Source organism: Pelobacter propionicus DSM 2379, assembly GCF_000015045.1.
GTDB classification, from domain to species: Bacteria; Desulfobacterota; Desulfuromonadia; order Geobacterales; family Pseudopelobacteraceae; genus Pseudopelobacter; species Pseudopelobacter propionicus.
Genome location: NC_008609.1, coordinates 2,047,594 through 2,059,953 on the forward strand (window position 1 = coordinate 2,047,594; position 12,360 = coordinate 2,059,953).

Consider the following 12,360-nt stretch of genomic DNA (forward strand, 5'->3'; position numbering starts at 1 on the left):
ATTACTAAACTCGGATTTATTTTGATTCCATTTGCGGACCTCCTTTCTCAATACGTTCTTCAATCCATCGCTCAATGTCTATGCGGCGATAACCGCGCGATGTACCGGTCAGAAATATTTTTGGTACGAAGTCACCGTGTTTTTCTAAGCGCCAAATGGTTGTCCTTGACAACCCTGTTAGGCGTGGCAGTTCGCGTGGGCGGATAATCTCATTGCTTACAACAGCACTGAGTACTGATTTATTCATTGCACAACCTCCTTTGCATTTTTAGTTCATCTCTTTGTATGTATTGACAGTTTTAGTTATTTTGAGATTTGTTTACGCCGCTGCCGCAAGGTTTGGAGTTCGAAAAAATCTACAACTTTTCTCAGTAGTTTATGAATAATTTACCCAGACAAGAGCAACATTCATTTTATTTACAGTATTGCCTCTTTTGACATTATTGATGTCAATGCTAGGCGTCGGTAGTGGGCCAAAGTTTACTGGTGATGATTGGAAGTTTTGTTTTGTGATATGTGAAGTTGATGTTGAGAGGTATCGCGTGTATAATTGTTTGAATTGTTCTGAAAGTGAGTTAAACTTTATTTTTAAAAACAGATTTGATTCGAAGTTATACACTGCATTGGTTGTATATGGAGTGATCCAACGTTTACTGGCGATGATTCAGTGATTTAATTTTAGAAATTGTGAAGGCAATGTGTGGAAATGTAGCGATGAAATATTATATAAATACCGCAGAAGAGCTGTATATTTAATTTGCTATAAATGTTTATACTTTGAAAGTGGTCACATATAGATACAACCATCTTATTGAATTTCTATTTCGGACTGTTTCGCTATTAATTTTTGTTATCAACCTGATTTACAGTATTACAATTCAAAAAGCATGCGATATTACCTGTCAAATACTCAAACAGAAGTTATTAACAAGTTTGTGCATTCTACGCTCTTTCATAGTTTGACCTTCCGATGCAATTTGAGTTTAGTTATTGCCGCTTCATGTAATTTGCTTTTTTTGTATTCTAACCATTGAAAACGATATGATGCGTTAAAACATCCTTTGTATACGCGCAAGGCTTTTGCTGATTTAATTTTAAATCCTATTTACGCTGCTTATATAATTTATGATTCATCGTTACCACGCTCTGTGATTTGCAGTTTCCATTTCCACATCTCATAAATACAACTCTTCTCCTCTAACGCATGCACCGTTGCTATCCTCGCATTTCTATTGAACAATTAACTCAATACAGTGGATTTTCGCGTGGAGTTTTTTCTACCAATATTTATTCTTGTTTTGAACAGCTAAGGCAATTGTGGATATTGTTAATAGTGCTGCGAATTAGTAGGAAGGGAGTTAATTCTGGACGATATTGGAGCGGATAAGAATTGTTTGACGGCAATGCAGGAGGTTGCTTAGATCGAAAATTCTCCAACTTTTTCAGATAAATTTTCCCGACAACAACTACATTTAATTGTATTTACAGTTTACGCTTATCAGATATATTTGACGTCAATGCCAGCTGTTGGTCGGATCGAAAATTCACCAGCTCTTTTTTGGGAAAATATTATTCGGCTTTTCTGCATTCAATTCTATTTACAGTATTCGCTTTTCAGAATTTGTGACGGGACTGTCTGAACTTTATTGCATCAAAAATTCTCCAACTTATCTGATAAATATTATCCGACATTTGCGCATTCAATTTATTTACAGTATTCGTTATTTTGTAATGTGATAACGCATTGCCACAAAGTTGATTGCATCAAAAATTCTTCAACTTTTTTGGACAAATATTATCCGGCTGTTCTGCATTCAATTTGATTTACAGTTTTTACTTTTCTGAATTTGTGATGGCATTGCCGGAAGTGTGGTTGCATTGAGAGTTCTCCAACTTTTCAGATATGACTACGTCCGCAGAGCGGATGGCTTGATTGGATAATAATATACTGCCCAATTGCAGCCCCTTTACCAACCATACCCAGCTGAACCGGCGAAAATGTTTGAAGTCTCAGCAGCAGTCAACTCTTCCCGTCATAACTCATCTGGACCGCTCTTTTCAGTTCACCATTGACTTCCAATCGCCCCGAGTGTACCATTTAGTACATGTCCTAAACGGTAGTCAAATGAGCAGTTGTACCGTTTGGTAAGTATCCTAAAAAGTACATCGAGGAACACATGGAAGCCCTATCTCCGCGACAAAAGCAGGTTCTTGAATTCATCAGGGGATATGTTGCCCAGAACGAGTATCCCCCATCATTGCGCGATATTGGCAATTACATTGGGGTATCCGGCAATACGGCTGTCCTTAGTCACTTGGAAGCTTTGGAACGTAAAGGACACATCCGCCGCGATACAGGCAGCTCACGGAGGATTGTGTTAATTCGTGATAAACAGCATGAGGTCTTACAGATACCGATTGTCGGAACGGTTCAGGCCGGAATACCGACTCTTGCTGTCGAGAGCATCGAAGGGTATTACCCGATGGAAAAGATGCAACTCAGAGGCGGCACCTTCTTCCTCCGGGTCAAGGGTGATTCCATGATTAACGATGCCATCATGGACGGCGACCTTGCCTTGATTCGACCACAGGAAACAGCGGAAAACGGTGATATAGTCGTTGCCTTAATTGAAGACGAGGCAACCCTGAAGAGGTTTTATCGCGAGGGGGACTTTATTCGGTTAGAGCCAAGCAATACCAACTTTGCAGTAATCGTCATTTCTGCCAAAGATGTTACCATTATCGGCAAGGCCATCAAGATTGTCCGCGACATCGACTAATGCAAGCCGGACTCCCTATCCGCATAGCCGTTGTTTATCAAGCAGGAGTCAAACCAAAGCCAGTCTGGTTTGAGCTGAACCGTAAACAGCACCGGATCGCCAGGACAACCTACTACTGGAAAGACCGGCTAGGAGATGCTCCGTTGCTCCACTGGGCTGTTGTGACGGAAGACGATGCCCTGTATGAACTGGTGTTCAACGCTCTAGACCAGACCTGGGAGTTATTCCCTCACCGAACAGAATGACATTATCGCTATCTCTACAGGATGTTGCACCATGATCGAAGTAGTCCCGTCAGCAGCAAATATGTTGTCAGTATTGAAACTCTTCCTTATCCCGGTCGGGGGTGGAATACCCGCCGGTGTCATGCTCTCTCAAGCAAAAGGCGTGGCATGGCCTGTTATGACATTGCTCTACCTGGTTTCGGATATTGTCCTGGCTCTTGCTTTTGAACCGGTTCTTCGCCTTATCGCTTTAATCTGCGGTGAAATTGCATTTTTAGCTCGTATCAGTGCAGTCTTGAAAGCTGCAACTGCTCGTAGTGTATCGCATTTTAGTGGCACGGGAGCCGGACCGATTGGGCTCATCATGATTGCTTTCGGTGTTGACCCTATGACGGGGCGAGCCTCTGCACATGCTGCCGGTCACGGATTCATTGCTGGATGGGCAATCGCCATCGCTGGCGACATGCTTTATTTCGCCGTCATCGCGCTCACTACGTTGAGTCTAAACACGTACATCCGAGACCCTGACACGACAATGTACATTATTTTAGCTGCGATGTTCGTCGTGCCCATGCTGATACGGCGTATTCGATCAAGTCGATTATTCATTCAAGGATCAGGCCCAGACCTGGGAGTTGTACCCACCCCACAAGACTGAATAGCCATGGAAGAACAGCGCATTGTGATCCACAACGATATGAATGCGTTTTTTGCTTCGGTCGAGCAACAGGCGAACCCGGAACTGCGGGGGAAACCAATAGCCGTGGTCGGAGGAGGTGGCAGGACAGTCATCACGACCAGCTCCTATGAAGCACGAGCTTTTGGCGTCAAGACCGGCATGGCTAAATGGGAGGCACTGAGAGTTTGCCCCCAACTCATCATCGTCGTGGGGGACAATAAGAAATACACCTACACATCAGCACGCATCATGGAAATGATGAAGGAATACACCCCACTGGTGGAAGTCTTCTCAATTGATGAAGCATGGATGGACATTACCCACTCCCTGTCCATCTTCGGCACCCCGGAACGCATTGCATATTTGTTGAAGGCCCGCATCAAAGAATCTTTCGGTATCACCTGCTCCATCGGGATCGCCCCCAATAAGCTGCTGGCGAAACTCGCATCTGACCTTCATAAACCGGATGGATTAACCGTAATCAAACCTGAAGAGGTGTCGCGAGTCCTTGAACGCATGCCGATTAAGGAGCTGTGCGGCATAGGCAAGAAGACGGAATATCAGTTAAAAGTCATGAATATCAACACCTGTGGCGAGTTGGGACGCTGTGACGAATCACGATTGACCCGTAAGTTTGGCATAATCGGTTCAAGGTTGAAGCAGATGGGCCAGGGTATTGACGATAGCCCGGTTACCCCAAACGAAGAAGATGATGAGGTCAAGAGTGTTGGCCATAGCATGACCTTGAGGAGGGATGTAGAGCGGAGGGAGGATATTCTCAAGTACCTGTTGCAGCTATCGGAGATGGTTGGCAGGAGAGCCAGGAGATATGGTGTGTCGGGGAAGACAGTGACTCTGCACGTGCGATTCGCGGATTTCTACAGCTCGTTCGGCAAACAAAACACCCTGAAATCCTATATCAATCTAAGTGACGACATTTTCAAAGCGGCGGTCGCTATCCTGGATACGACAGAACTCCCCCAGCCGGTTCGTCAGCTGGGGGTCAAATTGTCCAATTTGAAATACCAGGCCGAGCAGTTGTCGTTATTCCGGGATGTGCAGAAGAAGAGTGACGCTATCAAAGCGATGGATGCCGTAAATGATCGTTACGGTGAGTTTAAGGTGACTTTCGGTTCGTTGCTACAGTCGGAAGACAAGGGGAGTCATGTAATTTCACCGGCATGGCGACCGGAGGGGATACGAAACGTGGACGTACAATAGGTTAACGCCTTTATATGATTGGCAACTATCACAAAGACTTGGGTATCGAATAGTATTCAACTGATTTACTCGTTAAAATAAGAACTTAATACAAGTTACCAGCACTATGACGGTAATCATCAAACCTATTACCATCAATAGTTTTATTGGTGCGATGACCTTTGATCCTGCCGACTCAATTTTCAAGTCAATGACGTTTTTGACAGCCTCAAGTTTTTTGACCGCCATATCAAAGCTGGTGTTGATGGAGTTTGCAGTTTCGTCACTGATCTTGCTTACCTTAGTTGTAACAACAGCAATTTTTTCAGAGTGATTATTCACCGAGTTATTGGTTCTTTCATCCAGCACGGCAAGTGTAGAGTTTGCTACTGCCACAATAGTTGTATTAAAAAGATACTCCAGAGGTCTTCTTACAATCTTAAACTTGGATACGATAATCTGCTGAAGAGTCGGAAGTATGATGCCGAATATTACCCCTTGCAGCAGATCAGACAGCTTGGGCAAATTGCTTTGACATTCTGAGACACTGTGAACGCTTCTCTGTATCTCTGAATTCGTGTCAGCAAGAATTGTCCTAATGGTATCAATAGATAACGAGAATAACTGCTTCACATCGTTCTTGATGGTGCCCATGAGCACCACTATGCCTGTAAGTATACCTACTACTATCGAAGGTATAATACCACCCAATCCAATTACAATACCTGCGACATTTTTTGACGTTATAAAAGCGTATGCAGCTATACCCCAGTGAATCAGCAACAATAGCAAGACTGGAATTGAGATTGCCTTAATTGCGTAAAACTGAATTGTAAGCAAATTGCCCAGTTTTTCGACAAGAACGGGATCACGGTACCGGGCGAAATCTATACCGGTTCGTGCCGCTATCTCTTTAAGTTTGTTCTGATATTTTTGACCAACTGGCTTCATGCTGTTGATTCCACTTGTATGCGATAGGGTTTTGGTTGTGAAAACATCATTAGTTGGAACTCTCAAATTCGTTTATCAGCGTGGGTTTCCTTTTTGCAACTGACTGAATGGCAGCAATACACTCATCACGCTTTTGCTTATTGGTGAAAGAAATACCGCGAGAACCGAAGGGGCCATGTATATAGAGCCGTTTACCAGATTGTCTTGAGATTTTCTCTATATCATTCAATTCTACTTCGTCCATGCGTGATAAGTTTCTGATGAATTTGAGCTTTATGTAGTCTTCAATACCATATCCAGCCATATCTTCAGGAAATACTACTGTTCCGGATTCAGGAATGATTGCCGCGCCAAAGTAGCAGGAGGCAGATCGCTGGGCCAGTTTAATACCGATGTACAAGGCGACTATGATTACTGCGTAGCTTAACGCCTGGTAATTGCTATAAGTCGTGATAATCAGCATATATGTTCCTAAAACAACTCCAGCAAACGAGTAGAATGGAACACCCAAATTCCAGATATCAACAACCCGCCTAACCCCTTTTGATTTAAGGTATTTCCCCCTCAACCTCATGTAGTGCCAAAGACCGAATGTTAAGACAAGCGGAATGAAAACAATACCGATTGCCATCAGAACAAGATTGGCTCCACCTTGATTCTTCTTTTGCGCCACGGCCATACTCCTTGTGTTTTCTGGAATCACCATTCGTCCGTCAGCATCAAGGACAATGGTCTACGTACCATAGGGTGTGGGCGCCAAGCGCGACATACATCTACACTGGGCTATTTTTATCGACAAAACGCATTCTCAAATGTTTAATAGCCCCAAACAGACGTATTGTCAATTGATATACGTCTATATATACGTTCAATCTATTGCGGTTGCTGGTCATCCTGTGCACACAGGAGGGATCAGGATGCGAACTGCGAATGAACTGCTTGGCCTACGAATCCGGGAGCTTCGGAAAAGGGCTGGAATGACCCAAGAACAACTGGCTGAGCTGCTCGGTATAGATCAGAAACACATGAGCAGAATCGAACTCGGTAAAAGTTATCCAAGTCTGGACAGGCTTTTAAAAATTGCGGTGGTGGTGAATGCTCCACTGCCGAATCTTTTTGAATTTGGCCACATGAATACTGCTGCCGATCTGCAACAACAAGTTGTGAATATAGTGATGCAGTTGGGGCCGAAAGACTTGAAGAGAATTTACCGGATACTTGAGGCATTGCGGGAGGGTTAGTACAATTATGTCGGTTAGGGTCTGTCCTTGAATCGGAAACTCCGAACTGAGAAATTCACGCCATGCCCTGTTGACGACGGTGACGAATTGTACCCGAACGGCATCTTCGTCTTCAATATCACCAAAATGGCGCAGTTTATCGCAGACAACGGCATCTCATGCGAAGAAGTGCTGGTCAGTGATTTCAGCAGAGGGTCCTCTAAGTGGAAAGAAGACTACGTAGAATCGGTAAATATTACCAATCCGGTAATAGTGGCTGAAATTGCTCCGGGCCGCTACAACGTTATTGACGGTAATCACAGGATGGAGAAGGCCCGGAGACTCGGACTAGAAAAACTAATGGCCTACCGGTTGGGACCGGAACTGCACATGCAGTTCCTGACCACTGAACAAGGCTATCTGGCATACGTTGATTACTGGAACAGTAAGCTGAAGGCGGCCAAACGATTGTGATGTATCAACATATTGTTGGTTGGCTTCCGGCAGAAAGTTTTCGAGTTATCAGCCCTGTATGGCGCGACCGGATGGAATTCGGAATGTTGATGTGCAGTAGGAGGGATTGTGGCGGATGTTCTTCTCTTTCAAACGCGGCATCACAATCGCTGAGAATATACGAAACAAAATATTTTGAACAGACTGTTTTTTTATTTTCCTGATGTTATATTCCAATCAGTTGGAAGGCAGCACAAACCGCTCAAAAGGAGGTTCTTATCAAATACACTCGACATGCAGGTATCTATAATTGAAGGCAACATTGATCCGATCGAATCAAAGAATCGGATAACTTCCTGAAAAAGGGATCAAATAATTACTCTAACAGAAGCCCATCGCCCAAAATGATGGGCTTTTTCATTTTCAGTTCTCCGCTCCACGTAGTATCTTTCGGGGTATGGGTGTTAAACGAACCTCTTTTTTATCTGGGGCAACGCTGTCCTCGCAGGAATTGTTCTGGTGAGCGGCTACCCCCGCCCGTCAGGTCAAGTGCGAAACCGTTGGTGAAGAACTATAATTAGAAGGATCCACCATGAATATTGAGTCATTCCTCATACGCATCGGCGTTCAATCACTTCCGGAGTCTCCACTGAACCGCCTTCAGGCACTTCACAGGGCTATGACCCAAACCGTGCCCTTTGAAAACCTTGCGGTTCTTGAGGGGCAAAAAATCAGCCTGGACCCAGAAACCTTATTTACAAAAATAGTTGAACGAGGCCGGGGTGGATACTGTTTTGAGTTGAATACCATGCTGGCTGAAGTTCTTGATTTTATGGGCTACAAGGTGGAGCGTCTTTTAGGAAGAGTCTGGGCGAACGGTGCAGCGTCACCCCCACTTACCCATATGACATTAAAGGTGACGGTGGAAAATCAATCTTACCTTTGCGATGTTGGATTCGGTGGTGGCACACTTAGAGAGCCATTGCCTTGGAATACCGGAGCAATAGTGAATCAGTCGTCAGACAGTTTCCGCCTTGATAAGACTGATAACGCAGAAACCATGCTTTCGCGTCTGACAGGCGATTCATGGAAGAACCTATACAGTCTTCTCCCATGTGTGGTTCGCGTCCAGGATTATATTCCTGCCAATCATTACACCTCCACTCATCCCGATTCGTATTTTACCCAGGGACCTGTTGCCGCCCTGACAACCGAAGACGGACGTATTACGCTCCGTGGCCGCATTTTTCGAAGTGTAGGAGCAAATCGAGAGGAGGAACGGGAATTGGCGACCTTCGATGAACTTATTCAGGTATTATCCCGAGATTTTGGTTTGGACAATCTGGATGTTAAGAACCTGAAGAGTCGCCTTTCAGGGCTCTTCCTCCAAGCAGGGTAGTGCTTACCTATGAAAACGAAGATTCAACATGCGAATAGACTGTTTCGCTACGCTCTCAGGTCAACCGCAAAGCCGTTAGCGAGATAACTGAAATGGAAAATCATGAATACCGGAAACAATTCTTCGATTGAATATATGGATTACAGCAAATCCGCGTTCCAGGCAAAACAGTCAGGAGTCAGGATTTGCTTCACAGGCTTTGAAAATTAAATCTACCCCAAGAAACTGATTTAGGGCGGGTATACGCGTTTAATCAACGTATTGATTTTGAGCAGGTGCGAAATCTGTTGAAATCGCACTATGATCTTATGGGGTTGACCTTTGCCATTCTTGATACCGACGAGAACTTCCTGATTGCGGTGGGAAGGCAGGATATCTGCGTACAATTCCATCGGGTCAAGTTAAACAGAGACAACAGAGGTTATCTATGAATGTATTTATATATAGACAGTCAGCTACTCTACGTATAGTGGGAATATATTTGCTGGTAGGCTGTCTCTGGATATATACCTCTGATACGATTCTCGATTGGTTGGTTCATGACCAGCAAATCTTGGTTAAAATCGCCATCTACAAGGGGAGCTTTTACGTCATCTTTACCTCTCTGCTTCTGTATTTCCTCATCAATCGATACAGCAGGAGCCTTGCTGACTCAGAGCAGGCCCTGAAGGATCAAGTAAAGTCATTACTTGAAAGTAAAACCAACCTCAAACAAGCTGAGGCTGCTCTGTTAAATATCCGCAGATTGCATGAAGCAACCGAGAGAATCGGAAAAGTTGGCGGTTGGGAGTTTGATACTGAAACATTGGAACAGACCTGGACAGATGAGGTCTATCGTATACATGAAGTCGAATTGTCATACAAACCAACGATTGACGATTGGATCAATTTCTATACCCCGGAATCCCGTTCAGCTATTGAACATGCGGTACAACATGCCATCGAACATGGCGAACCGTTTGATGTCGAGTTGGAAATAATCACAGCCAAAAGAAATACCAAAACAGTTCATGCTATCGGCAGAGCTGATAGAGAAAAGCACAAAGTATCCGGTTTTATTCAGGACATCACTGACCGAAAGATTGCCGAAGAATCACTGAAATTGACCCGATTCTCAATAGACCACTCCTCAGATGGACTTTTCTGGATGACTCCTGATGCTCGTATTATCGATGTCAATGAAGCAGCATGCTGTTCTCTTGGATATTCTAGAGAAGAATTGTTGCAATTATCCATTCCTGATATTGATCCATTTTACGATGCCGACGTTTGGCGGCAATTTTTTGCTGAACTTCAACAAAAAGGCACACTTACATTTGAAACTGAGCACCTAACGAAAGACAGTAAGCGGTTCCCCGTAGAAATAGTTTCGAACCTAATCCAATTCGGTTCTAAAAAACTCATATGCGCCTTCGTTCGCAACATAACCGACCGCAAGATGGCGGAACAAGCCCTCCAATATGAGCGGGACCTCTCCATGGATATTATCAACGCCCAACCCGCTGGCATTTACAGAATCCGTGTATTTGCCCCGGAGACCTGGAAAAATGATGCGTGGCGAGGTTCCAAGAACTCTCCTCATGTCGTCGAATTGGCATCCGAGACTTTTTTCAAAATTCTTGGCACCACAAAGGAAGCCTTTGAGAACAACCCAGGTGTGATTATAGATTTAATCTATCCCGATGACAGGGAAGGGTTTGCCAAGAAAAATGAGGAGGCTGCTGTACTTCTTGAGGAGTTCAATTGGGAAGGTCGCCTCCTCATTGACGGCGCGATCAGGTGGGTCCGTTTCCAATCGTTGCCCCGACCTCTCGAAAATGGAGATGTCCTTTGGACTGGTGCTCTCTTAGACATCACCGACCGCAAGAAGGCCGAAGACCGGATACATGAAAGCGAGAATCGGCTGAGATACGCTTTGGAGGGAAGTAATGATGGACTATGGGATGTGCAGCTAAAAACGGGGAACACATATCTGAGTCCACGGGGTTGCGCAATTCTGGGTTATCGAGAGAATGAGCTTGAAGATATTATAAAGGTCTGGTCTGACATGGTTCATCCCGATGATCTGCAAATAACAAAGGAGCAGCTTCAGGCACATATGGACGGTAATGCCGAAATATTCGCGGTTGAGCAGCGGTTAAGGACAAAGTCAGGCGACTGGAAATGGATACACACTCGGGGAAAAATAGTCGAGAAAGACCTGAACGGTGTGCCAATACGCATTACCGGAACACATACAGATATCCATGATAAAAAACTGCTCGAATCCCAACTCTTCCAGGCTCAGAAAATGGAATCAATAGGAAGTCTTGCTGGTGGAGTGGCTCACGATTTCAATAATAAGTTGAGTGTCATCCTTGGATGCACATATTTGGCACAATCTGAAGAAGATTCCAATAAGCGACAGCATTTCTTGGAGGAAATTCAAAAGGCCGCTGAACAGTCCGCCGACCTTACCCGACAACTATTGGCTTTTGCCAGGAAACAAACGATTTCGCCCAAGCTGTTGGACTTGAACGATACAATTTCAGGCATGATAAAAATGCTCCAACGACTCATTGGAGAGAATATACATCTCGCATGGCTTCCGGCGCCAAGTCTGTGGCAAATAATGGCAGATCCAAGCCAGATCGATCAGATTCTTGCAAATCTCTGTGTCAACGCTAAGGATGCCATCAGGAACGTAGGACGGATCACCATCGAAACTCGAAACAAAATCATCGATAATGATTACTGTGTTAATAACCCGGAAGCGATTCCCGGTGAGTATGTACACTTGAGTGTCAGTGACAACGGCAGCGGCATGGATAAGGAAACTATATCCCAAGTCTTTGAGCCATTCTTCACAACCAAGGGTCTCGGAGAGGGGACTGGCCTTGGCCTTGCAACAGTTTATGGAATTGTTAAACAGAACAACGGATTCATCAATATTTATAGTGAACCAGGACAGGGCACAACGTTCACAATCCATCTCCCCAGGTATGTCGGCAAATCAGTTCAAAATAAAAAAGAAGGCATGGCGATACATGCTCCAGTAGGCTCGGAGACAATTTTACTGGTGGAAGACGAATTGGCAATTTTGAATATGGTTTCAATGATACTGAGCAAGCAGGGCTACACAGTATTATCTGCAAACACTCCAGCCGAAGCTATAAGCATGGCTAAAGAAAGCTCCAGCGAGATCAATTTGCTCATCACTGACGTTATCATGCCAGAAACGAATGGTAAGGAGTTGTCCAATAAGCTGCAGTCCCTATATCCTCAGCTCAAGTGTCTCTATATGTCCGGATACACTGCCGATGCTATTACACAGCACGGTGTGCTTGATGAGGGAGTAAATTTCATTCAGAAGCCGTTTTCGTTGCCTGCTTTGGCAACCAAGGTGAGGGAAGTGCTGGATAAAAAGTCATGATATGCTTTGTAAAGAAGAACCGGAAAAGTCATTTACACACTT

11 protein-coding genes are annotated in these 12,360 nt (G+C 44.4%); 8 read left to right on the plus strand and 3 right to left on the minus strand.

Annotated features, from left to right (window positions below; all coding sequences use genetic code 11):
- Positions 1-16 precede the first annotated feature (16 nt).
- A complete protein-coding gene (locus PPRO_RS20150; RefSeq protein WP_083761219.1) occupies positions 17-247 on the minus strand; it encodes a helix-turn-helix transcriptional regulator in 231 nt (76 codons plus the stop codon).
- Between the two features lie 1,930 nt (positions 248-2,177).
- On the opposite strand from PPRO_RS20150, the gene lexA reads away from it, so the two are divergent.
- From lexA to dinB, 3 genes are all read left to right on the plus strand, one after another.
- Positions 2,178-2,780, plus strand: coding sequence for a transcriptional repressor LexA (gene lexA, locus PPRO_RS09430; protein ID WP_011735787.1), 603 nt, complete (start codon positions 2,178-2,180; stop codon positions 2,778-2,780).
- A 276-nt stretch (positions 2,781-3,056) separates the two neighbouring features.
- Positions 3,057-3,662, plus strand: coding sequence for a hypothetical protein (locus PPRO_RS09440; protein WP_011735789.1), 606 nt, complete (start codon positions 3,057-3,059; stop codon positions 3,660-3,662).
- A gap of 6 nt (positions 3,663-3,668) precedes the next feature.
- On the plus strand, positions 3,669-4,904 hold the full coding sequence (gene dinB / locus PPRO_RS09445) for a DNA polymerase IV (protein WP_011735790.1): 1,236 nt from the start codon (positions 3,669-3,671) through the stop codon (positions 4,902-4,904).
- A 72-nt stretch (positions 4,905-4,976) separates the two neighbouring features.
- Here the strand turns inward: dinB and PPRO_RS09450 are convergent, their stop codons facing one another.
- On the minus strand, positions 4,977-5,834 hold the full coding sequence (locus PPRO_RS09450; RefSeq protein ID WP_041532235.1) for a hypothetical protein: 858 nt from the start codon (positions 5,832-5,834) through the stop codon (positions 4,977-4,979).
- Between the two features lie 49 nt (positions 5,835-5,883).
- The gene (locus PPRO_RS09455) at positions 5,884-6,507 is read right to left on the minus strand and encodes a hypothetical protein (RefSeq protein ID WP_157039978.1); all 624 of its coding nucleotides are present in this window, start codon (positions 6,505-6,507) and stop codon (positions 5,884-5,886) included.
- Between the two features lie 244 nt (positions 6,508-6,751).
- Between PPRO_RS09455 and PPRO_RS09460 the strand changes: the two genes are divergently transcribed.
- The 5 genes from PPRO_RS09460 (at position 6,752) to PPRO_RS19500 (ending at position 12,318) form a co-directional block, all read left to right on the plus strand.
- The gene (locus PPRO_RS09460) at positions 6,752-7,075 is read left to right on the plus strand and encodes a helix-turn-helix domain-containing protein (protein ID WP_011735793.1); all 324 of its coding nucleotides are present in this window, start codon (positions 6,752-6,754) and stop codon (positions 7,073-7,075) included.
- Between the two features lie 27 nt (positions 7,076-7,102).
- Positions 7,103-7,528 (plus strand): ParB/Srx family N-terminal domain-containing protein, encoded by a 426-nt coding sequence (locus tag PPRO_RS09465; RefSeq protein WP_011735794.1) that lies wholly within the window; start codon positions 7,103-7,105, stop codon positions 7,526-7,528.
- A 571-nt stretch (positions 7,529-8,099) separates the two neighbouring features.
- Entirely contained in the window at positions 8,100-8,906 is an 807-nt protein-coding gene (locus PPRO_RS09470; RefSeq protein WP_011735795.1) for an arylamine N-acetyltransferase family protein, read from the plus strand.
- A 260-nt stretch (positions 8,907-9,166) separates the two neighbouring features.
- Positions 9,167-9,337, plus strand: a complete 171-nt coding sequence (locus PPRO_RS21850) for a PocR ligand-binding domain-containing protein (protein WP_083761221.1) — start codon at positions 9,167-9,169, stop codon at positions 9,335-9,337.
- 50 nt (positions 9,338-9,387) lie between these two features.
- Positions 9,388-12,318: a PAS domain S-box protein gene (locus PPRO_RS19500; RefSeq protein ID WP_198138255.1), complete on the plus strand. Its 2,931-nt coding sequence runs from the start codon at positions 9,388-9,390 to the stop codon at positions 12,316-12,318.
- Positions 12,319-12,360 lie beyond the last annotated feature (42 nt).

What these genes read in the sequence shown, in the direction of transcription:
- PPRO_RS09450 (WP_041532235.1), bottom strand. Translation starts at nt 5,834, where the DNA reads ATGAAGCCAGTTGGTCAAAAATATCAGAACAAACTTAAAGAGATAGCG.
- PPRO_RS09460 (WP_011735793.1), top strand. Translation starts at nt 6,752, where the DNA reads ATGCGAACTGCGAATGAACTGCTTGGCCTACGAATCCGGGAGCTTCGG.
- lexA (WP_011735787.1), top strand. Translation starts at nt 2,178, where the DNA reads ATGGAAGCCCTATCTCCGCGACAAAAGCAGGTTCTTGAATTCATCAGG.
- PPRO_RS09470 (WP_011735795.1), top strand. Translation starts at nt 8,100, where the DNA reads ATGAATATTGAGTCATTCCTCATACGCATCGGCGTTCAATCACTTCCG.
- PPRO_RS20150 (WP_083761219.1), bottom strand. Translation starts at nt 247, where the DNA reads ATGAATAAATCAGTACTCAGTGCTGTTGTAAGCAATGAGATTATCCGC.
- PPRO_RS09440 (WP_011735789.1), top strand. Translation starts at nt 3,057, where the DNA reads ATGATCGAAGTAGTCCCGTCAGCAGCAAATATGTTGTCAGTATTGAAA.
- dinB (WP_011735790.1), top strand. Translation starts at nt 3,669, where the DNA reads ATGGAAGAACAGCGCATTGTGATCCACAACGATATGAATGCGTTTTTT.